Annotated in this window: 26 protein-coding genes and 1 other annotated feature; of the genes, 22 read left to right on the top strand and 4 right to left on the bottom strand. The window is 29.3% G+C overall.

Going from position 1 to position 24,217, the window contains the following annotated elements; genetic code table 11:
• Nucleotides 1–3: 3 nt before the first annotated feature.
• The 15 genes from flhA to HMPREF9630_RS03035 all read left to right on the top strand — a co-directional run bounded on the left by flhA (nt 4) and on the right by HMPREF9630_RS03035 (nt 14,594).
• Nucleotides 4–2,034, top strand: a complete 2,031-nt coding sequence (gene flhA / locus HMPREF9630_RS03105) for a flagellar biosynthesis protein FlhA (protein WP_009527075.1) — start codon at nt 4–6, stop codon at nt 2,032–2,034.
• 1 nt (nt 2,035) lies between these two features.
• Entirely contained in the window at nt 2,036–3,316 is a 1,281-nt protein-coding gene (gene flhF, locus HMPREF9630_RS03100; RefSeq protein WP_009527074.1) for a flagellar biosynthesis protein FlhF, read from the top strand.
• Complete coding sequence (locus HMPREF9630_RS03095; protein ID WP_009527073.1) at nt 3,313–4,179, top strand: MinD/ParA family protein; 867 nt, start codon at nt 3,313–3,315, stop codon at nt 4,177–4,179. Before flhF ends, HMPREF9630_RS03095 begins: the two co-directional genes overlap by 4 nt.
• 12 nt (nt 4,180–4,191) lie before the next feature.
• Nucleotides 4,192–4,848 carry a flagellar brake protein gene (locus HMPREF9630_RS03090; protein ID WP_009527072.1) on the top strand — a complete coding sequence of 219 codons (657 nt, stop codon included), beginning with the start codon at nt 4,192–4,194 and terminating at the stop codon, nt 4,846–4,848.
• On the top strand, nt 4,841–5,920 hold the full coding sequence (locus tag HMPREF9630_RS03085) for a protein-glutamate methylesterase/protein-glutamine glutaminase (protein ID WP_009527071.1): 1,080 nt from the start codon (nt 4,841–4,843) through the stop codon (nt 5,918–5,920). Before HMPREF9630_RS03090 ends, HMPREF9630_RS03085 begins: the two co-directional genes overlap by 8 nt.
• Nucleotides 5,921–5,923: 3 nt before the next feature.
• Nucleotides 5,924–8,008: a chemotaxis protein CheA gene (locus tag HMPREF9630_RS03080; protein WP_009527070.1), complete on the top strand. Its 2,085-nt coding sequence runs from the start codon at nt 5,924–5,926 to the stop codon at nt 8,006–8,008.
• 20 nt (nt 8,009–8,028) lie between these two features.
• Entirely contained in the window at nt 8,029–8,448 is a 420-nt protein-coding gene (locus HMPREF9630_RS03075) for a chemotaxis protein CheW (RefSeq protein ID WP_009527069.1), read from the top strand.
• 71 nt (nt 8,449–8,519) lie between these two features.
• The gene (locus HMPREF9630_RS03070; protein WP_009527068.1) at nt 8,520–9,134 is read left to right on the top strand and encodes a chemotaxis protein CheC; all 615 of its coding nucleotides are present in this window, start codon (nt 8,520–8,522) and stop codon (nt 9,132–9,134) included.
• A 1-nt stretch (nt 9,135) separates the two neighbouring features.
• Complete coding sequence (locus HMPREF9630_RS03065; protein WP_009527067.1) at nt 9,136–9,621, top strand: chemotaxis protein CheD; 486 nt, start codon at nt 9,136–9,138, stop codon at nt 9,619–9,621.
• 12 nt (nt 9,622–9,633) lie between these two features.
• On the top strand, nt 9,634–10,026 hold the full coding sequence (locus tag HMPREF9630_RS03060) for a hypothetical protein (RefSeq protein WP_009527066.1): 393 nt from the start codon (nt 9,634–9,636) through the stop codon (nt 10,024–10,026).
• Between the two features lie 91 nt (nt 10,027–10,117).
• On the top strand, nt 10,118–10,861 hold the full coding sequence (locus HMPREF9630_RS03055) for a sigma-70 family RNA polymerase sigma factor (RefSeq protein WP_009527065.1): 744 nt from the start codon (nt 10,118–10,120) through the stop codon (nt 10,859–10,861).
• Between the two features lie 13 nt (nt 10,862–10,874).
• A complete protein-coding gene (locus HMPREF9630_RS03050) occupies nt 10,875–12,281 on the top strand; it encodes a DUF342 domain-containing protein (protein ID WP_009527064.1) in 1,407 nt (468 codons plus the stop codon).
• 4 nt (nt 12,282–12,285) lie between these two features.
• Nucleotides 12,286–12,630 carry a hypothetical protein gene (locus HMPREF9630_RS03045; RefSeq protein WP_009527063.1) on the top strand — a complete coding sequence of 115 codons (345 nt, stop codon included), beginning with the start codon at nt 12,286–12,288 and terminating at the stop codon, nt 12,628–12,630.
• Nucleotide 12,631: 1 nt separating this feature from the next.
• Nucleotides 12,632–13,270, top strand: a complete 639-nt coding sequence (locus HMPREF9630_RS03040; RefSeq protein WP_009527062.1) for a hypothetical protein — start codon at nt 12,632–12,634, stop codon at nt 13,268–13,270.
• 43 nt (nt 13,271–13,313) lie between these two features.
• On the top strand, nt 13,314–14,594 hold the full coding sequence (locus tag HMPREF9630_RS03035) for an EAL and HDOD domain-containing protein (protein ID WP_009527061.1): 1,281 nt from the start codon (nt 13,314–13,316) through the stop codon (nt 14,592–14,594).
• 77 nt (nt 14,595–14,671) lie between these two features.
• Here the strand turns inward: HMPREF9630_RS03035 and epsC are convergent, their stop codons facing one another.
• Complete coding sequence (gene epsC, locus HMPREF9630_RS03030; RefSeq protein ID WP_009527060.1) at nt 14,672–15,274, bottom strand: serine O-acetyltransferase EpsC; 603 nt, start codon at nt 15,272–15,274, stop codon at nt 14,672–14,674.
• Nucleotides 15,275–15,290: 16 nt separating this feature from the next.
• Complete coding sequence (gene cysK / locus HMPREF9630_RS03025; RefSeq protein ID WP_009527059.1) at nt 15,291–16,211, bottom strand: cysteine synthase A; 921 nt, start codon at nt 16,209–16,211, stop codon at nt 15,291–15,293.
• 149 nt (nt 16,212–16,360) lie between these two features.
• Nucleotides 16,361–16,591, bottom strand: a binding site (T-box leader).
• Nucleotides 16,592–16,742: 151 nt separating this feature from the next.
• Between cysK and HMPREF9630_RS03020 the strand changes: the two genes are divergently transcribed.
• From HMPREF9630_RS03020 to HMPREF9630_RS02990, 7 genes are all read left to right on the top strand, one after another.
• The gene (locus tag HMPREF9630_RS03020) at nt 16,743–17,219 is read left to right on the top strand and encodes a 4'-phosphopantetheinyl transferase family protein (RefSeq protein ID WP_009527058.1); all 477 of its coding nucleotides are present in this window, start codon (nt 16,743–16,745) and stop codon (nt 17,217–17,219) included.
• A gap of 244 nt (nt 17,220–17,463) precedes the next feature.
• Entirely contained in the window at nt 17,464–17,685 is a 222-nt protein-coding gene (locus HMPREF9630_RS03015) for a YdbC family protein (protein ID WP_009527057.1), read from the top strand.
• Nucleotides 17,686–17,997: 312 nt separating this feature from the next.
• The gene (locus HMPREF9630_RS03010; RefSeq protein ID WP_009527056.1) at nt 17,998–19,581 is read left to right on the top strand and encodes a flagellar hook-length control protein FliK; all 1,584 of its coding nucleotides are present in this window, start codon (nt 17,998–18,000) and stop codon (nt 19,579–19,581) included.
• Nucleotides 19,582–19,603: 22 nt separating this feature from the next.
• The gene (locus HMPREF9630_RS03005; protein ID WP_009527055.1) at nt 19,604–19,867 is read left to right on the top strand and encodes an EscU/YscU/HrcU family type III secretion system export apparatus switch protein; all 264 of its coding nucleotides are present in this window, start codon (nt 19,604–19,606) and stop codon (nt 19,865–19,867) included.
• A complete protein-coding gene (locus HMPREF9630_RS03000; protein WP_009527054.1) occupies nt 19,864–20,214 on the top strand; it encodes a YraN family protein in 351 nt (116 codons plus the stop codon). The genes HMPREF9630_RS03005 and HMPREF9630_RS03000 overlap by 4 nt, the downstream gene beginning before the upstream one ends.
• A 259-nt stretch (nt 20,215–20,473) precedes the next feature.
• Nucleotides 20,474–20,944 carry a Fur family transcriptional regulator gene (locus HMPREF9630_RS02995; protein ID WP_009527053.1) on the top strand — a complete coding sequence of 157 codons (471 nt, stop codon included), beginning with the start codon at nt 20,474–20,476 and terminating at the stop codon, nt 20,942–20,944.
• Nucleotides 20,945–21,066: 122 nt separating this feature from the next.
• Nucleotides 21,067–21,216: a rubredoxin-like domain-containing protein gene (locus tag HMPREF9630_RS02990; protein WP_009531314.1), complete on the top strand. Its 150-nt coding sequence runs from the start codon at nt 21,067–21,069 to the stop codon at nt 21,214–21,216.
• 205 nt (nt 21,217–21,421) lie between these two features.
• Here HMPREF9630_RS02990 and metA read toward each other — a convergent pair whose 3' ends face one another.
• Together metA and HMPREF9630_RS02980 are read right to left on the bottom strand one after the other, a co-directional pair.
• Complete coding sequence (gene metA / locus HMPREF9630_RS02985) at nt 21,422–22,333, bottom strand: homoserine O-acetyltransferase MetA (RefSeq protein WP_009527052.1); 912 nt, start codon at nt 22,331–22,333, stop codon at nt 21,422–21,424.
• Nucleotides 22,334–22,471: 138 nt separating this feature from the next.
• On the bottom strand, nt 22,472–23,758 hold the full coding sequence (locus tag HMPREF9630_RS02980; RefSeq protein ID WP_009527051.1) for an O-acetylhomoserine aminocarboxypropyltransferase/cysteine synthase family protein: 1,287 nt from the start codon (nt 23,756–23,758) through the stop codon (nt 22,472–22,474).
• Nucleotides 23,759–24,217 lie beyond the last annotated feature (459 nt).

Here is a 24,217-nt window from a genome sequence, read left to right as displayed (position 1 = left end):
TTAATGAAAGTCGGAGATATTTTTGTATCAGTAGGAATAATATTAATAATTTTGATGATAATCATACCTATGCCTGCATTTTTGGTAGACATAATGCTAAGTATGAACATATCATTGTCATTATTAATATTATTAATATCAATGTTTAATAAAGAAGCGCTTGATTTTTCAGTATTTCCGTCTATCCTACTTATAACTACAATCTTTAGAATAGCTCTGAACATAACTACAACAAGATATATACTGTTAAAAGGAGATGCCGGAGAAGTTATAACTGCATTTGGAAACTTCGTTATGGGTGGAAATGCGATTGTGGGATTTATAGTATTTATAATAATAGTACTTGTAAATTTCATGGTAATAACAAAAGGTTCAGAGAGGGTAGCAGAGGTTGCAGCAAGATTTACCTTGGATGCAATGCCTGGAAAGCAAATGGCAATAGACGCTGATTTGAATTCCGGAATGATAGATGAAGTAGAGGCAAGAAAAAGAAGAACTAAAATTCAAAGAGAAGCAGATTTTTATGGTTCTATGGACGGTGCTACCAAGTTTGTAAAGGGAGATTCTATTGCTGGGATAATTATAACATTTATAAACTTGATAGGTGGAATATTGATGGGTATATTATACCTTGATATTTCAGCAGGAGAAGCACTTCAAAAATATGCATTGTTGGCAGTTGGCGATGGATTGGTATCATCAATACCATCACTTTTGATATCTACTGCAACAGGTATAATTGTAACGAGATCAGCATCTGAAGAAAATTTAGGAAATGATTTAAGACAACAATTATTCAGTAACTCAACGATAATGTTTATATTATCCGGAGTTCTTTTTTCACTTGCATTGACACCACTTCCTACAATACCGTATTTGATACTCTCTATAGTGTTTTTATTTGTAGGCAATGCTCTTAGAGCTAAAGATTTGGAGCCTGAAATGACACTTGGAAAAGAAGATACCGCACAAGATGATATAGAAGAAATAAGAAGACCTGAAAATGTATTGCCTTTACTTAATGTAGAGTCAATAGAGTTAGAGTTTGGGTATGGTATAATACCTCTTGCAGATAAAACTCAAGGTGGAGATTTATTTGACAGATTGGTTATGATAAGAAGACAATGTGCATTGGAATTAGGTATGATAGTACCTATGATAAGATTAAGAGATAATATACAGTTACAACCCAATGAATATGTTATCAAAATAAGAGGAGTGGAAGTTGCAGGTGGTTCAGTGTTGTTTGATCATTATTTGGCAATGAATCCTGGAAATGCGGAAGAAGAATTAAATGGTATAGATACAATAGAACCTTCATTTGGATTGCCTGCAAAATGGATAGACTCTAAAGAAAGAGAAAAAGCAGAAATCTATGGATATACTGTTGTAGATCCGCCGTCAATAATATCAACACATTTGACAGAAATCATAAAAAGACACGCATATGAACTTATAGGAAGACAAGATGTAAAAATGCTCATAGATAACTTAAAAGAAACACAACCTTCATTGGTAGAAGAAGTAGTTCCTTCATTATTATCTTTAGGTGAAGTGCAAAAAGTATTATCAAATCTATTAAGAGAATTGGTTTCTATAAGAAACTTTTCTACTATAATGGAAGCACTCGCCGACTATGCGCAAGTGACAAAAGACACTGATATGCTTACAGAATATGTAAGACAAGCTATGTATAGGAATATAACCAATCAATTTATACCTAGAAAAGAAGCAAAAGTGATAACTATGGATCCGGATATAGAAAAAACTATAATGGAATCCTTACAAACTACTGAAACAGGAACATATATGGCACTTGATCCTGTAAGATCACGTAAATTGGCAAACAATATAAGCGATGAGGTAGAAAAAATGGTTGCAGTAGGAGAACAACCTATAATAGTAACTGCACCTGTTGTCAGATTTTATCTCAAAAAATTTGTTGAGCAGATAAGTAATGATATAATAGTTCTTTCATATAATGAAATAGATCCTTTAGCAAAAATACAATCTGTAGGGATGGTGAGTGCATAAAATGCAAGTAAAAAAATTTACCGGAGAAAATACAGCTCAAGTGATGGCATTGATAAGAAAGGAATTCGGTGACGATGCTATAATTTTACAGACAAATAGAGTAAAGAGTGGTGGATTTTTGGGATTTTTTCAAAAAGAAGCCATAGAAATATTGGCTGCACTTGATAATGAAGCTAAGGTTAATAAAAAAAGTGCCTATCCTAAAACTGTGAGTAGTAGAAATAACATTGTTTCAAATGATAGAGGATTGGAAAATATAAATGCTTTTAGAGATGTTAATAAGTTAGACTTTAAATCACATATAGAAAATATGAACGATATAAAGGAAAAAAGACAAGAAGATTTTATAGAAAAAAATTTTGTTAGTTCAAGAATTAAACCTCAAATTGAAACAAAACCGGATATATCAAAAGAAACTATGGAAGTAAAAGAAGATATTGACGAGATAAAAAACACAGTACTGCAGTTAAGCAAGAAGATAAATGATACATTTAAAACTCCGGAAGAAGAAGAGGAATATAAAAAAGAAAAAGAAGCTATTGATAAATTAATAAATGTGGGACTTTCTTATCAATTTTCAAAAGAAATAGTTACAAACCTTAGAAAAGGTGGTAAAATAATATCATACGATAATTTAAAATCTGAAATTATTGATATGTTATCAGACAATAAGAAACCCTCCTATGATGATATCAAGCATATAGTGTTTGTCGGCCCTACAGGGGTCGGAAAAACTACTACACTTGCCAAAATAGCTTCAAAAAAGGCAATAGAAGAAAGAAAAAAAATTGGATTTTTGACTTTAGATACTTATAGAATATCAGCAGTTGAACAGTTAAAAACTTATGCTGAGATACTTTCATCTCCTATAGAAGTAGCCTATGAAATACAAGACTTGAAAACAGCTATTGAAAGATTGTCAAATAGAGATGTTGTATTTATAGACACTGCAGGAAGATCTCATAATAACAAAGGGCAAGTGGAAGATTTAAAAAATGTATTGGATAATATATATAATAAAAAGATTTATATTGTTATAAGTGCAAATATAAATTTATCAGACATATATGATATAATAGATATATATAATTTTATTGAAGATTATGATATAATAGTTACTAAGATGGATGAAACAAAAAGATATGGAAACTTGCTTGATATAATGAATAAAACTAAAAAAAATATTGCATATACAGCGTTTGGTCAAAATGTTCCTGATGACATAGAGGTATTTAATTTAGAAACCTATGTTAGTGAATTGATTGGAGAGATATATAAATGATTAATGACCAAGCTCAAGGTTTGAGAGATTTTGTAAACAATTCACAAATAGAAGATATAAATATAGAAGGACCTAAGGTCTTATGTGTTTCAAGTGGAAAGGGTGGAGTAGGTAAATCAAATTTCACTACTAATATAGCACTTGAACTTAGCAAAAGAGGTAAAAGAGTAATAATAATAGATGCTGATTTTGGATTGGCAAATATAGAAATATTATTCGGAATAGTATCAAAAAACAGCTTTTTGGATCTTATAAATAATGAACTTGATATAAAAGATATAATAATTGAAATGGATAACGGAATCAAGCTCATATCAGGAGGATCCGGAATATTGGAATTGGCAAATGTCAATGATAATAAATTGAATAAAGTTGTAAATTCTATAGCACAGCTTAAAGATATGGCTGATTATATAATAATAGATACAGGTGCCGGAATATCTAATGTGGTAACGGCATTTACACATATATCTGAAGAGGTTGTGGTGATTACAACTTGTGAGCCTACCTCAGTAGCAGATGCGTATGCACTTATAAAAATGATTATAAAGAAAAACCCTAAAAAAACCATAAATATTGTAGTTAATAGAGCTGATACGATAAAAGAAGCGGATGCTGTATTTGAAAATATAAATTCTGTCTCAAAAAAGTTTATAAATAAGGAACTTAAATATTTAGGATATATATATAATGACTCTGCGGTATCAAAAGCAGTTAAAAGCCAAAAAGCTTTTGTAGATTTTTTGCCGTCAAGCAATGCTGCTAAATGTATACATTCTATATGTGACAAGATGCTTGATACACAAGTTACAACAGGAGGCTTTTTAAAATTTATGGATAAATTCAAGGGATTATTTAGGTAGAGGTGAATTATATTGACATCAAATTATCCGAAAATATGGCAAAATGTAAAATTGACAAAGATAAAAATAACAGGAGAAATGGAAGAGTATGCAAGTAAAATAGTAGGGATTGAAGACGATGGTATGTTTTTGCTTGAAACTCCGTTAAAGAAGACACAATTGGTATTGTTGATAAACGGCTCTATAGTGAACATGGTATATATGCACGAAAATTTGGGTATGTATAGTGTTGATTTGGAAGTTATTGAAAAAATAAGAGATGATAATAACATTCCGCTTATAAGAGCAAAAAAAGTATCTGATATAAGAAAAATACAAAGAAGAAACTTCTTTAGATTATTGACATCTATGGATATTGTGATAAGAAAAGTAGATGATGTTGTAGTTGAAAAAACAAAGACTGTTGATATAAGCGGTGGAGGAATAAAACTGCTTTCAAAACAGAATTTTGAGGTCAATGATATAGTAAAATTAGATTTTAAACTTGAAAGCAAAGAATTCAGTTTTGATGCAAAAGTAGTAAAAATAGACAATACTGATATTAGAGATATGAAGGAAATAAGCTTACAATTTATCGATATTTTGGAAAAAGACAGAAATGAAATTATAAGGTTTATATTTGATAAGCAAAGAGAAGGAATAAAAAAAGGAATGTTTTCTAATGACTAAAAATATTCGTGTTTTAAATGTGGATGATTCAGCTTTTATAAGAAAGTTATTGAAAGATATACTTGGAAGCGATGATGATTTTGCAGTTGTTGATCAAGCAAAAAATGGTAAAGAAGCAATAGAGAAAATCAAACAAAATAAATATGATGTTATCACATTAGATATAGAAATGCCGATTATGGACGGCTTGACGACATTGAAGGAAATAATGAAAGTTTGTCCTACACCTGTTGTTATGATGAGTTCCCTTACAAAAGAAGGAGAACAGATAACATTGGATGCTCTTAATTTAGGAGCGGTTGATTTTATAACAAAACCTAAAAATGTGTTTTCTGTAAGTTCAGATGAGATGAAAGCGGGTATAATAGATAAGATAAAAAATGCTCGAAAAGCCAATATGAAAATGGTTAGATATTCAAGTCTGTCTCTTTCTCGAAATAACAATCATATTAAGACACCGAATGAATACAATACAATAAAAAATGCAGACACAATAAAGACCATTATAGCAATAGGAACTTCTACAGGAGGTCCAAGAGCTTTGCATGAAGTTATACCTAATATATCCGGTAAAGTGAATGCACCTATTTTGATAGTTCAACATATGCCGAAAGGATTTACGAAGTCTTTAGCAGATAGATTGGATTTAATTTCAAATGTTAAGGTCAAAGAAGCTGAAGATGGAGAGGTATTAAAAAATGGTTGGGCATATATTGCACCCGGAGGGATTCATATGAAAATTAAATCTTTTGGGGTGGATAAATTTAAAATATTTTTAGATGATTCTGAAAATGTTAATGGACATAAACCGTCAGTAGATGCAATGATGTTTTCGGTTTCTCAAAGTAATGTTAGAGAAGTGGTTTCTGTTGTTATGACAGGTATGGGAAATGACGGAGCCAAAGGCTTAGAAACTTTAAAAATTGATAAAAAAGCGAAAACTATTGCAGAAGATGAGAAGACTTGCATTGTTTTTGGTATGCCGAAGGCTGCTATCGAAACAGGAAAGGTGGATTTTATAGTTCCGTTGAATAAAATAGCAGATGAAATCAATAAAATTATGGGGGTATAAATTATGATGGATTTTGATCAATATATTGATATTTTTTTGGATGAGTCAAAAGATCATCTACAAAATCTTAATGAAGCTTTGTTAAGATTAGAAGAGGATCCGGAAAATTTGGATACAGTGAATGAGATATTCAGAATGGCTCATACACTAAAGGGAATGTCTGCAACCATGGGATTTGAGATAATAGCTAAACTTACTCATAAGATGGAAAATATATTAGACGGAATAAGATCTCATAAATTTACCCTAAACAGAGATATGATAGATATTTTATTTGAAGGACTTGATATATTAGAAGGACAGGTAAAAACAATAGAAAGCGATGGAAAAGAACAACAGATAGATATATCTGATATAATAAACAGACTTGATGTATTGGAAAAAGGAGGTTCACTTGGAGGAGGAGCTGCATCTGAACCAAATAAAAATACGGTAAAAGAAACTGAAGACAGTACACAATCATCAGATTTGTCATTTGAAATTTCAAAAGAAGACAAAGAAGCACTTTATGCTTCTGCAAAAGAGATGTTAAAAGACGGATATAATTTATATAAGATAGAGGTTGATTTAGAAGAAAACTCTATGTTAAAATCAGCGAGAGCATTCATAGTTTTCAAAAATCTTGAAGATGCAGGAGAGGTAATATATTCTCATCCGTCATCAGATGATATAGAAAAAGACAGCTTTGAAGGACATTTTACTATACTTCTTTTGACTCATGAAACAATTGATGAAATCAAATCAAGTATAGAAGGGGTTTCAGAAGTAGAGAAGGTTTTAGTTGATAATTTTGATATTGAACTTCTAAATTCTGAAAAAGAAGAAGAAAAGCAGGAACAACCGAAAGAAACCGTTCAAGCACCTCAAGCTCAGCAACCTAAGAAGGAAGAACCTAAAAAACCGGCTCAGGCGGCAAAAGCTCCTGCGGATAAAAAAGCGAAATCAGGTAAAACTATAAGGGTAGATATAGATAGATTAGATAATCTTATGAATTTGGTAAGTGAGCTTATTATAGTTAAAACAAGACTTGAAGATAATGAGATTTTTTCAAAACGTCAAAATATGACAGAAGCTATAGAATATCTTGAAAGAATAACTACAAGCTTGCATGACGCAGTTACAAAAGTTAGAATGGTGCCTATAGAGAGGGTATTTAACAGATTTCCACGTATGGTAAGAGATTTATCGAAAGATCTTAATAAAGAAATAAATCTTATAATGGCAGGTGAGGAAACAGAAGTAGACAGAACCGTTATAGATGAAATAGGAGATCCATTGGTGCACTTGCTTAGAAATTCAGCTGACCACGGTATAGAATCTCCTGAAGATAGAATAGCAAAAGGTAAACCTGAGGTAGGAACTGTAAGACTTGTTGCATATCAAGACGGAAATACGGTTGTTATCGAAGTTACAGATGACGGAGCAGGTATAAATACAGAAAAAGTAAAACAAAAAGCAATAGAAAGAGGAATTTTAACTCAAGCACAAGCTGATGAACTTGAAATAAATAAGGCGGCAGAATTGATATTTGCAGCAGGATTTTCTACAGCTGATAAAATAAGTGATGTGTCAGGTAGAGGAGTCGGTCTTGACGTTGTTAAAACTAAAATTGAATCACTAAGCGGAACGGTTGAAGTAAGAACAGAAAAAGATAAAGGTTCAGCGTTCATAATAAGACTACCGCTCACACTTGCTATAATACAGGCATTGCTTGTTATAGTAGGAAATGAAAAATATGCTATACCTCTTAACAATATAAAAGAGATAACTAATATTGATACAATAGATATAAGAAATATAGAAGATAAAGAAATAATATTATATAGAGGAGTACCTCTTGAACTTAAAAGAATGTCCGAAGTATTGGATTGTGAAAATCAGGAGAGAAAAGAGGGCAATGTAACTGTTGTAATTGTAAGAAAAGGCGAAAAAGACATTGGACTTATTATAGACTCTCTAATAGGTCAGCAAGAGATAGTAATAAAATCATTAGGACCTTACCTAAGTTTTGTAAAACTTATTGCCGGAGCTACTATACTGGGTAATGGTGGAGTAGCACTTATAATAGATACAAATGAGATATTTTAAGGTAGGAGGTAGAGTTTATAATGAATGAAAATCAATATGTTATATTTAAACTTGCAGATGAGTTTTATGCGATAAAGATAGATAACGTTGAAACTATAGAAAGAGATATGGAAATAACAAGAGTTCCAAAAACTGATGGTCATATAAGAGGCGTTATAAATTTAAGAGGAGAGATAGTTCCTGTTATAGATTTGAGAATCAGATTAGGACTTCAAGAAAAAAGTGCGGATGCTGAAACAAGAATAATAGTTAACAAATTGAATGATATGATGATTGGCTATGTGGTAGATTCTACTTATGAAGTAAAAGATATAGATCCGTCAGCCATAGAGCATTCATCATTTGACAACAATATATCAGAAACTTATGTTAAAGGTATTGCAAAAGATCATGATAGAATGATAATATTGTTGGACGTAGATAAAGTTTTAGGAATATAGAAATTTGAGATAATTAACTGTCTTGATTTTTGTGTTTTCTTAAATTGTGGATTAAAATAGGAGTAAGGAATATGAATTTTACTATAGACAATATTAATAGTATGTGCTTAGACCTACTGAAAGAAATAGGGAATATAGGTTCGGGCAATGCAGCTACATCCTTGTCTAATATGATAAGTAAAAAAGTAGATATGCAAGTACCGAACGTTGAAGTTATTGATACTCAAAAGGTCGTGGAAATGTTCAGTGACCAAGAAGAAATAACTGTAGGAGTTTATATAAATTTCACAGGAGATATTCAAGGAACGATACTTACATTGCTTGACAAAGAATCGGCAGGTAAATTGATTAAGGCACTTATTGGACAAGAACCTGAAAATTTCATGTATAATGATATGGAAAGATCAGTTGTTCAAGAGCTTGGAAATATTATGACAAGTGGATATGTAAATGCAATATCAATGTTTTCAAGTCTATTTATAAATATATCTATACCGTCAGTTTGTATAGATATGGTATCGTCAATATTAAGCGTACCTGCAGTAGAATATGGTATAGACTCAGATAAACTGATTTTAATAGAAAACAAGTTGGATATAGAAGGAGAAAATGTTAATTGCTATTTCTTTTTCATGCCGGATTTAGATTCGTTTGAAAAATTGTTTGTACAATTAGGAGTGCTATAATATGAGTAATGTTATAAAGGTTGGAATGGCTGATTATAAGATTGCTAAATCCCCGGATTCTCTTATAACATTGGGTTTAGGTTCTTGTATAGGCATAGTTATATATGATAAAACAAAGCAAATAGCAGGTATGGCACATATTATGCTACCTTCCAGTCAGGAAATAAAAAATAACACTAATAAGATGAAATTTGCAGATACATGTTTGGATTTGATGATGGCTGATTTATTAAAAGCAAATGTGAATAAATCAGCACTAAAAGCAAAGATTGCAGGGGGCGCACAAATGTTCAGTATATCTTTAAAATCAGATACATTGAACATAGGTAAGAGAAATGCAATGGCAGTAAAAGAAAAACTGAAAGCTTTGAATATACCTATAGTGGCAGAGGATATACTCGGTAACAGCGGTAGAACAATTACATTTGATGTATCAACAACTAATCTCCATATTAAGAGTATAGGAAAAGGAGAAAGTATAATATAATGGAGGATTTATATGAAATTTAATCCTATCATATATATTTTTTTGAATTATATATTTGCAATGTTAACGCTTATATATGCTATATTGAATAAAATATCACTTATAGAATATATAAGCGATACAATATTCATATTAATATGTGTGAATATTATATATACATTGGTGCATTTTATATTGAGTTCACTAAGAATTGAAAATGACAATATAAATGGTGATGGTAATACCTTTAAACTTGATATAGATGCGAGTGAAGATGAAATAAAAGATTTATTAAAAGAAAATCCGGAAAGCAAAAATATAGAAAATACATCAAATTATATTGATAATAATTCATCAAGTCAAGAAAAAGAAAATTATGAATTTGACGAAATAGATTTTAATAGATCAAATGGTCAAGATTTTTAGATATATGAATATTTGACGAGGTTTATTATTTTGGACTCTTTCTGTTTTTTTGATGCTGAAGTTTATATTTTGAAACAGGAGGTTGGCATAATTGAATGAAAATGCTAGTATTTGGTTTCTATATGAAAAAGAAACGGATGAATTAAAAAAGAAACAATTGAAAGAAGAGATAATAACAAATTATATAGGACTTGTTAAAATAGTTTCCGGAAAGCTTTTTAATTATTATGCCCAAAAAATAGAATATGATGATCTTATGGGATATGGCGTAATAGGGCTTATAGATGCTATAGATAAATATGATTATACAAAAAATATAAAATTTGAAACATATGCTTCTATAAGGATAAGAGGGGAAATTATAGATCAGATAAGAAACTTGGATTGGATTCCAAGAAGCATAAGAAAAAAAATGAAGACTTTGAATACAACAATAGAAAAATTAGAGTCACAATTAGGTAGAGAAGCAACAAGACAAGAGATATCTGAGTATATGCAAATAAGTTTAAAAGAAGTGGATGAGTTATTTGAAGAAACTACCACATATAATATAGTTTCTATAGAAGATGAGATAACAGAAAATTATAAATTACAAATAATGGATGATAAAAAAGAAAACTCTCCTGAAGAAAATTTAATATATAAAGATACTATAAAAGAGCTTGCAAAAGCCATAGACACATTAAAAGAAAAAGAAAAATTGGTAATAAATTTATATTATTATGAAAATTTAACGTATAAAGAAATATCAGAGATAGTAGGTGTATCTGAATCAAGAATATCTCAAATAATAAGCTCATGTTTGATAAAGATAAAAAAAATTCTAAATCAATAAAGAAGGTGAGAATTTGGCACTGAAGCTTAGTAGTGTGGAAAAAACTATTGGAGACTATATTGTACACCTGAGGATAAATGCGGATAAAACAAAAGGATATATTGAAATTTCAAAAAATAATAATGACGGATTTAATTTTCCAAGCGAAGAAGATGTCATATCTTTTTTGCAAGAAAATGGGATAAAATTTGGAATAGAATATTATAGTATAAAAAATATAATAAGTAATAAAATTATGAAGGCAACTCTTGTTGCAGTAGGTGAACCTCCTATAAAAGGTGAAGATGCTAAAATAATTTATAAATATGATTTTTCAAAAAAGATAAACCTTGTTCAAGATGAAAGCGGTAATATAGATTTTAAATCATTAAATTGGTTTCATCAAGTAAAACGAGGGGATATAATTGCAACTAAAATACCTGCACAAAGAGGTATAGACGGCAAAGATATAAAAGGAGAGCCTATTGTAGCACCTTTGGGAAAAGATATAAAGTTTTTACTTGGCAAAAATGTGGGTATAGATGATAGTGAACAAAATGCAGTTGCAAAAACTGATGGAATAGTGGAAATTATAGATTCTAAAATCTCTGTAAGTGAGGTTCTTACTATAAACGGAGATGTAGATACATCTATTGGAAATATAGAATTTAGTGGAGATATATTTATTTCCGGTGATATAAAAGGCGGATTTAAAGTCAAGGCGGAAGGTTCCTTAGATGTAAATGGAGTGATAGAATCAAGTGATATAGAAGTTGGTAAAGACCTTGTAGTAAAAGGTGGAATAAAAGGTAGTGAAACAACTAAGGTAGTAGTAAATGGCTCCGTAATATGTAAATTTATTGAAAATGCAAATGTGTTTGTAAATTCTAATATAAATACGGATTTTATAATACATTCCAATGTAATATCCGGCGGGAAAATAACTCTTAATCAGAAAAAAGGGGTAATAGCAGGCGGAGAAGTAGTAGCAAAAGATTCAATAATAACGTCTACCTTAGGTTCACATATGGGAACAAAAACTGACATAACATTAGGTGTTGATATTGCAAAAGAAGCTATGATGATTGAGAAAAAAAATACTCTTGTTAAACTGGAAAAAGAACTGAAAAGAATGGTTCCGGCTATAGAAGCAGGGAAGCAAATCATGGAAAGAGGTTCTATGGATGATACAAAAAAAATGCAATTTGCAAAATCAGTACAAGAATATAACTCAATATTGGAAAATATAGCTAAAATACAAGAAGATATAAACAACCTGGAAGAAGAAATGTCACACCATAAATTCAGTTATATAATGGCAAAGGATACTATTTATCCTGGAGTAAGCATAACAATTTTAAAATTTTCAAAACACATAAATGACTTCTTGGGACCAAGTAAGCTCTATTTAAAAGGAAACGAAGTAGTCATAGAAGGATAATAATATGAATAATATTCAAATGATTCTTATTTGTGTATTCTTGGCAGTTTCAATACTCATAAACATATTTACATATCTTAGATTTAAAAATTCTGATTTTTCAGGAATTTCAGATACTTCTAAGATAGAAGCACAACTTATACTTATAGATAGAAAGTTATCAGATATAAAATCAGACATTAAAGATATAACAGCGAGAATTGAAGGATTAGAGAATTTACCTGTTATGGAATTTGATGAGACTGCAAGTTATATAAAAAGTGGAATGAATATACAAGAGATAGCTAAAAAGACCAATAAGAGTATAAAAGAAGTAGAACTTATGTTAAAAATGAGAGGTTTGATTTAATATGAAGAAAAATATTTTTAAACAATCTTATTTTTTGGGTATGTCTATGGGAATTTGCATATCCATATTAATAGGGATTATATTTTTTTCTTTTAATAAAAATACCTCTAAAGAAAGATTAGGACTGGTTAATGAAAATGTGAGTTTAAAATCGCAGCTTATTGAGAAGGACACTAAAATAGAAGAGCTGAATAGAAGTATAAATGATTTGAAAACCAAGAATACAGCAAAAAATGAAATAGAAAAAACAGATAATGAGAAGGTAGTGTTGGATATAAGGCAAGATATGTCCAATTCTCAAATAGCTGATTTGCTTGTAGAAAATGGGATTTATGCACATAAAAATGATATACTTTTCATTATGGAAATATTAAATTTTGACAGATATAGATATTCGGAAGTTTTGGAAAAATATGGCTATATATCCAGTTCTTATGAATTAAACAAAGCATTAAAACAAATAGAAAACAGTCAGTATGGTGTTACAGATGCTTTATATTCCAATAATTTAGTAAAAGATAAAAATTCCTTTATGAAATTATTGTATTTATTTGATATAAATAATAAAATCAAATATGGACAGAAAAAATTCAACAAGAATTCTTCTCTTAGAGAAGTATGTGATATTTTAATTAGTTGATTATAACTGATACGTAAGAAATATCAAAAGGAGATTAAAATAGATGGATGCACTTTTTGCAAGACAACCTATATTTACAGTAGATAACAAGGTTGTAGCTTACGAACTTTTATATAGAAATACAAAACAAGATGACCAGAGTACAAATTTTGAAAAGACGATAGATGTACTTATAAATGCAAATACTCTATTTTCAAAGTTTGATGTTGAAATGGCGTCGAAAAGAATATTTCTTAACTTTGACAGAAAGCTTTTATTGGATAATATAATAGATATATTATCTCCAAGAGAGCATGTTATAGAGATATTGGAAAGTGTCGAGCCGGATAAAATAATAATAAACAGAATACAGCAATTAAAGAGGTTAGGATTTAGGATAGCTTTAGATGATTATACTATAAATTATCCATATGAAGAATTTGTAGATATAGCGGATTATATAAAAGTGGATTTTATAGAAAACAATGTGAAAGAAATAATAGAACTTTCAAGAAGAGAAAAATTTAAGAAAAAAATCTTATTGGCTGAAAAAGTGGAAAATGAAAATATGCACAATTTGGCAGTAAGACTTAATTACAAATTATTTCAAGGCTATCATTATGCTAAACCTATAGTTCATAAAGGAAATCATATATCTATAAATGTAAAAACTTGTTTAGATATATTGTTGATGTTGAACAAACCTGATGTTTCTGCAAATGGAGAAAAGTTTGTAGATTTATATAAAATAGCTAAACATATCGAAAGAGATCCTATACTTTCATTTAAGATAATACAGATAACTAATGGAGTTCGAGCAAATTTATATGTTAAAATAGACTCTGTTTTAAGAGCTGTAACTTTGCTTGGATATGCCAGCTTGCATAAGTGGTTAAAAATATTACTGTTTCAAGAAGCGAGTACAAGAAGTAAAGGCAATAATAAAGAAAATGTAAACAAAGAAGTAATAAAGAGTATAATAGTAAGAACAGCTTTTGTAGAAAATGCATTGGCAAAAAATCCGAGATTCAAAGATATTATAGGAGAAGCAGTACTTGTTGCAATGGTTGATTTATTCGATATACTTTTTGAGATGCCTATGGAAGATATAGTGAGCTCATTAGACTTATCTAAGGAAATAATAGAAGCATTGATACATGATAAGGGTGATTTGGCTAAAATACTTCATCTTGTTAAATCGTATGAAGCAGGCTATTGGGATGAATTAAAAAATCTATGTGATGAATTAAATTTAAATTACAGTGATATAAGCGACTTGTATGTGAAATCCTTGGATGACAGTAAAGAAGTTTTGGAAGAATTATCAAAAGAAGAATATGTTTAAAAATATATATGCTTATCAGATAATAGTAAAAGCTTTAAGTCAAAGTATTTTGTTTGGCTTAAAGCTTTTTTTGTAATCTATTCGCTTACTTTTATACCGTTTAATTTTACTACTTTTGCTGGTATACCTACAGCTGTGGCATTATCAGGGATATCCTTTAACACTACTGCATTAGCACCTATTTTTGAATTTTCACCGATTGTAACAGGTCCGAGTATTTTTGCACCTGAGGAAAGCATAACATTGTTTTTAACAGTAGGATGTCTTTTTCCGGTATGATTGCCGGTTCCTCCGAGTGTAACACCATGGAACATAAGCACATCATCTCCTACTTCGGCTGTTTCTCCTATTACTACACCCATTCCATGATCTATAAAGAGTCTTTTTCCTATTTTTGCTCCCGGATGAATTTCTATACCGGTAAAAAATCTTGCTATTTGTGATATAAACCTTGCTATAAATTTAAACTTATTTATGTGTAAGAAATGGGCAACTCTGTGCCAAAATACGGCATGAACAGATGGGGTATTAACAAAAATGCTAAAATAATCCGTAGATGCCGGATCTTTTTCTTTTACAGTCTTTATATTTTCAATCATATCTTCAAATATATTATAATTTTTATTATTAAGCATTACGAAATCCTCAATTTGTACATTATTTTTTATATGTTCGCCCATAGTATATCTTCCTTTTTTAATTTATATCAAACAATCCTTCTACACTTAAATATCTATTACCGCCGTCCGGTGCAATAAACAAGACTTTTTTTCCTTTGCCCAATTTTTTTGCTATTTCAATAGCCCCTTGCAAAGCTGCACCTGATGATATTCCAAATAATATCCCTTCATTGTCAGAGACTAATTTAACATTTTTAAATGCGTCTTCATCACTTACTTGTATGATTTCATCTATAAGAGAAGTGTCAGTTATATCGGCTATGAATCCTGCACCTATTCCTTGAATCTTGTGTGGGGAATGTTGCCCTCCGGATAATATAGGAGAATTTTTAGGCTCTACTGCAACTATTTTTGTAGGATAGCTGTTATTTTTAAGTGCTTTTGCTACGCCTGTTATAGTTCCGCCTGTTCCAACACCTGCTACAAATGCGTCAAGAGTATCAAAATCTGCCAATATTTCTTTTGCAGTTGTATTTATATGAGCTTTTACATTATTATTATTTTCAAATTGCTTTGCCATTATATAACCGTCTTGAGTTGAAAGCTCTTCAGCTTTTTGGATTGCACCTTTCATACCTTCTTTTGCAGGAGTTAAAACGAGTTTTGCTCCATGCGCAATTAACAATTTTCTTCTTTCCATGCTCATGGATTCAGGCATAGTAAACAGAGCATTGTATCCAAGAGCTTTTGCAACAAGTGCAAGACCTATTCCGGTATTTCCGCTTGTAGCCTCTACAACTGTATCTCCTTTTTTTAGCAGTCCTTCTTCTTCCAAACCTTTTATCATATAATAAGCAGCTCTGTCTTTGATAGAACCGGCAGGATTGAAATATTCCAATTTTACATATATATCAGCTGTATCATCTCCAAGATTAAGCTTGTTAAGTTTTATTACGGGTGTATTTCCAATAGTTTGTGTTATGTTGTTGTAAATCATTGCTTTTTCTCCTTTTAATAAAAATTTTAAAATAATCATATGAATTTTTAAAGTATATTTACATTTATTAAACAGTAATTTAAAAAATTAAAGTGAAAATATATTTTGATGAATTTTGCAATAAAAAAATCTCTATCACACATAAGTATGATAGAGACGAATAAACTCCGCGGTTCCACTCCAATTGATTATACAATAACCCACCTTTTCAGATACTGACATATCCAATCTCTATAACGTGAGAAACACGTTGCAGCCTCAAAAAACTTCGGTGCAAAACTCCAAAGGGCACTTCGTATAAACTGTAACGAGAATTCTCACCAAACATTCTCTCTCTGAAGATACATATCTAAACTACTTTCCTTTTTCAACGTTTTTATACTTTAATGGTATAGATTATACTTCATAAATTTAATTAAGTCAATATGTTTTTTTAAAGAAATTAAAAAAAGTTGTAAATGTATTCTAAATATTTGTAAATTCAAGATGAACTATGTTATAATATAACAAAAATAATTTTTGAGTGATACTATGAAAACATATATTTTTTTGAGCCGATTAAATAAAAAAATTAAAACAGATGACTATGTAAAATATATATTGAGTAAGTATTATTTTATGAATTTTTCAGATATAGAAATAATACGAGGGCAAAACGGTAAACCATATATTAAAAATTCTGATATAAAATATAGTGTGTCCCATAAAAAAAACTATATGGTTGCAGTGTTTTCTTACGATGAGATAGGTATAGATATAGAGATATTAACTGATAAAGACTATAGTGGAATAGTAGATAGGTATTTTTTTGAAGATGAGAGGAAATATATATTATCATCTATATCAAAATTAGAGCAAAATAAGAGATTTTTTGAAATATGGACAAAAAAAGAAGCATATATAAAAAAATATGCTTTAAATATTTCATATATAAAAAAAATAGACAGCTTAAAAGAAGATATAAAAACATTTAAAATGAATGATTTGATAATATCGGTATGTAGTTGATATTATATTTTTGCGTGATATTAATAAAGAATTTTTAATTATATATCATTATACTAAACACTATTTAAATTAAGATATGTACAAATATATTTTGATAAAGGTATTTTTTTATAAATACATTTAAAGCAGATATTTATAAAAGAGTTAACAATTTGGATTGAAAAGCAATTAAGTATTCTATTAAAGAGTATCTATATTTAAATTAGATAACAGTATAAAATCATGAAAAACAGGAGATAAACACATGGCAAAAATAACATTTGATATAAAAGAAAGCTTTGGAGAGCTTAGCAAGGCGGCAAACGGCTGGACAAAAGAACTTAACCTTGTATCTTGGAATAATAGAGAAGCGAAATACGACATAAGAACTTGGGATGAAGAGCATGAAAGTATGGGAAAAGGTATAACCTTAGACAAAGAAGAGCTTATAATTTTAAAAGGAATACTTAATAATATGGAACTTTAGCATTTTTAATATTTGATAAAATTATACATAGTTATTCAATGAAGTTTTATCTTTATAAAATAAAAATTAAATACAAAAACCTATTTAGAGGATGATTTATACTAAAATCTTATAGAATAATGAAAATTCATAATAATTACTTTTTAAAATAGAGTATGTATGTTAATGTAATAATTATATGATTTATTTATAATTTTATTAGAAAATAATATTAATATGCTAAAAGCGATGCAATAAAAATATGAATAAAATTAATGACTTTTATCTACGATTTATAATTATGAATATTGTTTGAAGGAGGTGACTTTTTCGGTGAGAATAGACATAGATTCCATAGGATACAGACCCGAATTTATGCCACAAAAACCAAGTGGTGAAGTAAATGAACTTAACAATAGAGGCGAAAATGTAAGAGGGAGAATAATAGATGTCAACCAAAATATAGTTTTGATACAGACATCTACAGGCAAGCAATTTTCTGCAACAACGACTGTTCCAATGGAGAATTTTGTAGGGCAGGAAATGTCGTTTGCATTAATGATAGGTTTAGATGGAGAATTGTTGTTAAAACCTGAAATAGACGAAAAAAATCAAAAGACATTAGTAGACTTAAAGATAGAAGATATGTTAAACAAACTTGGGAAACAGATAACTCCTGATAACAAAGAACTTATAAAACAGATGATGAAAGCATCTATGCCTATAAATAAAGAACAGTTTGAAGAGATTAAAGAACTTAATTTTGCAATGAATTTATTGAAAAGCGATGAATTTGCAGTAAACTTGGAAAATGGAGATAACGAAAAAAACTTAAATGAATTGTTAAAAGAATTACAAACAAGAAAAGATTTCGGTTTAACAAATAAATCAGAAACAGCGGTATTAAATAAAGAAACTGATTTAAAAGACATATTGCTTCTTAAAAATCTCGGTTTAAAAGTAAATGTGAACAATTTAAAATCGCTTTATGATGTTTTAAATAAGGCTAATGTCAAACAAGATGATATAATCGGAATGAATAACCTTATAAATGATAAAGAATTTAGTCGAAATCTCAGATCAGAATTGGAAAATATTACAAATATACAAGTTGAACAAAAAGATGAAAATAATTTTGTAAAAACGACAAATGTGCTTTTGGAAAACGCCGAAAAACTGTCTTTCAAAGAAATGGAAAATCTGAATAAAGCCTTTAAAAATATAGAATTTAAAGATTTTTCAGAAAATATACTAACAGACACTATAAAAGAATCTGTAAAAAATCCTAAATTACAAAAAGAGATAAAATCGGATGAAATAACAGAAATGCTTAAAAATATAGAAAAAGGACTCATAAAAAAGATACAGCAAAACGGTAAATATAACAAGTCAGATTTGCAAGTAGAATATGAAAAAGCAAAAGAAGAAATAAAAGATATAATAAGTATATTTTCATCTCAAAGCGATACAGCAAAAGCAATAGAAAAACAGGTATTACCCAAATTGGATCTATTAATGAATATGGCAGAAAAATATAATTATAATGTCATACCGTTCAAAGTAGGAGAAAACTACGAAAATGTATTGCAGTATTATATGAAAAAAGGAAAGAAAAGCCTAAAAAAACAAGATGAAATAAATGTAGGCTTATCAATAGATACAATGAATTACGGCAACGTGAAAGCTATGGTAAACTACGATAAAAAAGACAGCTTAAAGCTTGATTTTTATACACAAGATAAAAATGTAAAAAATTTATTTGATAATAATATATCAAAATTAAAAGATATATTGAAAACCATAGGATTTTCCAATATAAATATAAATGTTCGTGTAAATGAAAATAAATCGCATAAGCTAATAAATGATGTGTTATTCGATGATAAAAATTTAAAAAGTTTTGAGATGTGGATATAGCCGTAAAAAATTAGGAGAAATTATGAGGGAAGAAAAAAAAGCCGTAGCACTTAAATATGACGAAGGCGAAGATATAGCTCCCAAAGTTATTGCAAAAGGGGAAAGAAAAGTAGCTGAAAACATATTGGAAAAAGCAAAGGAGCATAATATACCTGTTTATAAAGATAAAAAACTTGCATCTCAGCTAAGCAATTTAGAAATAGACGAAAATATTCCGCAAGAATTATATGAGGCTGTGGCTCAAGTATTGTTGTTTATAACAAAGTTGGACAGTGAGCAGTTATGAAAATATTCAACTTTATAAAAGGACAACAAGGAGAAGAGTTGGCACAAGAATATCTCAGAAAAACAGGATATAAGATAATTCAAAAGAATTATAGAACAAAATTTGCAGAGATAGACATAATAGCAAAAAAAGATAATATTTTAAGTTTTATAGAAGTAAAATCAAGGAATAATGACAACTTTGGAAGACCGTATGAGGCTGTTAATGGAGTAAAAATAAAAAAGATTAGGAAAAATGCGGAAATATTTTTAAGTACGACAGATATAAACTACGATGGAATATCATTTGATATAATAGAAGTCTTTCTTGAAAATAAAACTATAAACCATATAAAATCAGCATTTTAAAGACATATATGCAATATTTTTTAAAATTAAAAAATACCTATTGACTATTTTCAATTGATTATATATAATAGAAAACAAGATATATATTAGGCAAATATGTATAATTATATATACATATCAAATGATAATTAATTGCCATATGGGATAGAACATTTATTAACATAAAATAAATATTATAAAAATGGCAGGTTGAAAATTATTTTTTAAATATTGATTATAGTTATGGTGGAGATTTTTTAATAATAAAATGGAGGCGAATATGCTTAAAATTACTGATGAAAATTCTTATTTAGAAGAGTTGAAGTTCAGACTTAAAGAAGAAGGATTCAAATTAACTCATCAAAGAAGAAACATAGTGGAAGTGCTTTTAAATGCACATGGCAAACATATGAGCAGTGAAGAAATCTATGACGTGGTAAAAAGAGGATGTCCTGAGATAGGTTTAGCCACAGTGTACAGAACATTGCAGGTGCTGGACAAGTTAGGATATACAAACAAACTTAATTTAGATGACGGATGTGTGAGATATGAGTTGACATTGGATAAAAATGCACATAATCATCACCACTTGGTATGTAAAAACTGTTCTAAGATAATAGAAGTAGAAGAAGATTTGCTTGATCAGTTGGAAGATGTTATAAAAGAAAAATATGGTTTTGATGTAGAAAACCATGATGTAAAATTCAACGGATATTGTAGAGAATGTTCACAAAAATTGAGAAAAGCATAGATTTTTAACTATTATCAGTTATTTAAAATTTTAGATAAATTTTGTAATATTGATTAGTTTTTTTAAAATTGTTGTTATAGTATTTTTATAAAAAAGAATACTGTAATGAAAACGATAAGAGGGTGTTTATCATTAAAAGCTGGAAATGTACAATATGTGGCTATATTCATGATGGAGAAACTCCACCGGAAAAATGTCCGATATGTGGTTATGGGCCTGAAAAATTTATGCAAATAGCCAACTATAAAAAGAATGACAAAGATAATAAATAAGAAGATAAAAAATGGTTATATTTCAATATTTTTTGATGATATAACCATTTTTTTTATACAAGTGTTATCCAATTAAATAAAATATCTAAATTGTATAACACTAAAATCTATTTAAATTATTTATTTTATATAAGTTATATGATTTATTACAGTATATTTTTAATATACACATAATTTTATTGGATTTGATATAACAGTATTATTTTTATATTTTGTCTATATCATATGGTGTTGTTTGATATAAATGGTAGTTGAGCCAATTGGAAAACAATAAGTTTGAATGAGCTTTCCAATTCATATACGGTTTTTTAGAAATATCATCGTTAGGATAGTAGTTTTGTGGTATTTTTATATCTTTGTTAAGTGCCAAGTCCCTTTTGTATTCTTCATCAAGAGTATATCTGTCATATTCTGCATGACCTGATACAAATATAAATCTCTTTTCTTCACACATGCACATATACACACCTGCATCTTTAGAAGCTGCTATTATATCAAGTTCATCAATTTTTTCTATATCTTCTATTTTTGTAGTAGTGTGTCTTGAATGTGGAATAAAAAATTCATCATCAAATCCTCTTACAATAGGTTTTCTTTTTATTATTTGATGTTCAAAAACTCCAAACAGTTTTTCCGATAAAGTATATTTCGGTATTTTGTAATAATAGTAAAGCCCCGCTTGAAATGCCCAGCATATAAACATAGTTGAATGGACATTTGTCTTACAAAATTCAAAAACCTCTGTAAGTTCATCCCAGTAGTCAACTTCTTCAAAATCTATATGCTCAACAGGAGCTCCTGTTATTATCATACCGTCATATTTGTTATTTTTTATCTGTGAAAATGTCTTATAAAATTTAAGCAGATGTTCTTTTTTTGTATTTTTACTTTCGTGGGATTCCAACGTAACAAGGTCCACATCTATCTGCAAAGGACTGTTTGCGAGCATTCTAAGTATTTGCGTTTCAGTAACTATCTTTTTTGGCATAAGGTTGAGCAGTGCTATTTTTAGCGGACGTATGTCCTGGCTTGTAGCTCTTGCTTCATTCATTATAAATACGGATTCTTTTTCCAATATATCATAAGCTGGTAAATCTTTTGGTATTATTATCGGCATATCAAAACTCCTAACATATTTTTTATTACTTAATATCCATACCCTTTTAATATTATAATAATTAAAAACATATAAATAAATTTGTAAAATTATGGAAAAAACACTTAACAAAAAAAGTCAAGTGTTTTTTATAGGGAGCTATTTTATTTTCTCTAATGCTTGTTTTATATCGGCAATTATATCATCAGCATCTTCTATGCCGACAGAATATCTTACAAGATTAGGTAAGATACCGCCTGCTATTTGTTCAGCTTCGGATAATTGTCTATGTGTAGTGCTTGCAGGATGAAGTGCGTGAGTTCTAACATCAGCAACGTGTGTTACTAATGTAGCTAATTTCATATTGTCTATGAATGCTTTTGCATTGTCGCTTCCGCCTTTTACTCCGAATGCTACTACACCGCTTGCTCCTTTTGTCAGATATTTTTTTGCAAGTTCATAAGAAGGAGAGCTTTCAAGTAAAGGGTAGTTTACAAATTCTATTTTTTCGTGTCCTTCAAGATATTTAGCAACTTTAAGTGCATTTTCACAATGTTTTTCCATTCTGAGGTGTAAAGTTTCAAGCCCAAGTGTTGTTAAAAAGGCATTAAAAGGACTCATTGTTGAACCTATATCACGAAGAAGTCCTGCTCTTATTTTAAGAGCAAATGCAGCTTTTCCGAAAGCTTTTGTATATATTAAGCCGTGATAACTTTCGTCAGGAGTTGAAAGTTGTGGGAATTTTCCATTTTCCCAATTAAAATTACCTCCGTCTACTATTACACCGCCTACTGAAGTAGCGTGTCCGTCCATATATTTTGTAGTGGAGTGTATTACTATATTTGCACCTAATTCGAAAGGTCTGCAAAGATATGGAGTAGCAAAAGTATTGTCTATTACAAGTGGAATATCGGCTTTTTTAGCAATAGAGCTGAGTTTTTCAAAATCCAATACTTCCAAAGCCGGATTGCCTATAGTTTCAGCATAGACAAGTTTAGTATTGTCATCAATTAATGAATATATCTCATCTGCAGTAGCAGATGAACTTACAAACCTTACTTCTATTCCCATATTTTTCAATGTGCTTGCAAAAAGAGTATGAGTGCCACCATAAATATTATTTAAGGATATTATATTTTCACCGGATTTTGTAAGAGCAAGTACTGAAAAAAGTATTGCGGATTGTCCTGATGCAGTTGTAACAGCAGCAACTCCACCTTCCAATGTTGTTATTTTTTCTTCCAAAAAGGACAATGTAGGATTACCGAGTCTTGTATATATAGGTGTTGGAGCTTGCAAGTCAAAAGCAGCAGCCAAAGCGTCACAATTTTCGTATTTGTAAGTAGTAGATTGTACTATAGGCATAACTCTAGGCTCAGCAGAACCTTTCGGTAAATAACCTGCCTGTACACATTGAGTGGAAATATTAGTATTTTTTATATCCATTTTGATTTCCTCCTAAAATTTAGAAAAATTTGCTTTATTAAAAAGCAGTAAATACAGTATTTAAATTTTTATAGCATTGTAGGTTAAAATATATGTCAAAGTTTGTAATTTACAGATACAGAATATATAATCAATTAATTTTTAAAAATAATAATGTCTAAAAAAGAGGCAATATAAAAAAATTATAGGAGAGATGTAAATTAACTGATTATACATTTTATGATTTGAAAGCAATTATATAATAAAAAGATTGAAAAGTAAATAAGAACAAATTGTACATTTTTACAAAAGTATTAATATATGTTATAATACATCAAAGATATAATATTTGAATATACAAAGGAAAACATTGATTTATCCTATATTCAGTATATTTATGAAATATATCGCTATAGGCATAGTTTATACTTGGTTATAAGATAATCCAAACAGTATATAGATATTATTTGGTACGGAACA

The sequence above is a fragment of the Peptoanaerobacter stomatis genome (assembly GCF_000238095.2).
In the GTDB taxonomy this organism is placed as follows: domain Bacteria; phylum Bacillota; class Clostridia; order Peptostreptococcales; family Filifactoraceae; genus Peptoanaerobacter; species Peptoanaerobacter stomatis_A.
Note: the sequence above shows the minus strand (reverse complement) of the source record. Positions and strands in the feature narration are given on the sequence as shown.

Excerpts from the sequence above, each read along its gene's own strand:
- flhA (WP_009527075.1), top strand. The coding sequence starts at position 4 with ATGAAAGTCGGAGATATTTTTGTATCAGTAGGAATAATATTAATAATT.
- HMPREF9630_RS03085 (WP_009527071.1), top strand. The coding sequence starts at position 4,841 with ATGACTAAAAATATTCGTGTTTTAAATGTGGATGATTCAGCTTTTATA.
- HMPREF9630_RS03060 (WP_009527066.1), top strand. The coding sequence starts at position 9,634 with ATGAAATTTAATCCTATCATATATATTTTTTTGAATTATATATTTGCA.
- HMPREF9630_RS02995 (WP_009527053.1), top strand. The coding sequence starts at position 20,474 with ATGCTTAAAATTACTGATGAAAATTCTTATTTAGAAGAGTTGAAGTTC.
- HMPREF9630_RS03040 (WP_009527062.1), top strand. The coding sequence starts at position 12,632 with ATGAAGAAAAATATTTTTAAACAATCTTATTTTTTGGGTATGTCTATG.
- HMPREF9630_RS03020 (WP_009527058.1), top strand. The coding sequence starts at position 16,743 with ATGAAAACATATATTTTTTTGAGCCGATTAAATAAAAAAATTAAAACA.
- HMPREF9630_RS03065 (WP_009527067.1), top strand. The coding sequence starts at position 9,136 with ATGAGTAATGTTATAAAGGTTGGAATGGCTGATTATAAGATTGCTAAA.
- HMPREF9630_RS03070 (WP_009527068.1), top strand. The coding sequence starts at position 8,520 with ATGAATTTTACTATAGACAATATTAATAGTATGTGCTTAGACCTACTG.
- HMPREF9630_RS03035 (WP_009527061.1), top strand. The coding sequence starts at position 13,314 with ATGGATGCACTTTTTGCAAGACAACCTATATTTACAGTAGATAACAAG.
- flhF (WP_009527074.1), top strand. The coding sequence starts at position 2,036 with ATGCAAGTAAAAAAATTTACCGGAGAAAATACAGCTCAAGTGATGGCA.
- HMPREF9630_RS03000 (WP_009527054.1), top strand. The coding sequence starts at position 19,864 with ATGAAAATATTCAACTTTATAAAAGGACAACAAGGAGAAGAGTTGGCA.
- HMPREF9630_RS02980 (WP_009527051.1), bottom strand. The coding sequence starts at position 23,758 with ATGGATATAAAAAATACTAATATTTCCACTCAATGTGTACAGGCAGGT.
- HMPREF9630_RS03005 (WP_009527055.1), top strand. The coding sequence starts at position 19,604 with ATGAGGGAAGAAAAAAAAGCCGTAGCACTTAAATATGACGAAGGCGAA.
- HMPREF9630_RS03075 (WP_009527069.1), top strand. The coding sequence starts at position 8,029 with ATGAATGAAAATCAATATGTTATATTTAAACTTGCAGATGAGTTTTAT.
- cysK (WP_009527059.1), bottom strand. The coding sequence starts at position 16,211 with ATGATTTACAACAACATAACACAAACTATTGGAAATACACCCGTAATA.
- HMPREF9630_RS03015 (WP_009527057.1), top strand. The coding sequence starts at position 17,464 with ATGGCAAAAATAACATTTGATATAAAAGAAAGCTTTGGAGAGCTTAGC.
- HMPREF9630_RS03045 (WP_009527063.1), top strand. The coding sequence starts at position 12,286 with ATGAATAATATTCAAATGATTCTTATTTGTGTATTCTTGGCAGTTTCA.
- epsC (WP_009527060.1), bottom strand. The coding sequence starts at position 15,274 with ATGGGCGAACATATAAAAAATAATGTACAAATTGAGGATTTCGTAATG.
- HMPREF9630_RS03095 (WP_009527073.1), top strand. The coding sequence starts at position 3,313 with ATGATTAATGACCAAGCTCAAGGTTTGAGAGATTTTGTAAACAATTCA.
- metA (WP_009527052.1), bottom strand. The coding sequence starts at position 22,333 with ATGCCGATAATAATACCAAAAGATTTACCAGCTTATGATATATTGGAA.
- HMPREF9630_RS03080 (WP_009527070.1), top strand. The coding sequence starts at position 5,924 with ATGATGGATTTTGATCAATATATTGATATTTTTTTGGATGAGTCAAAA.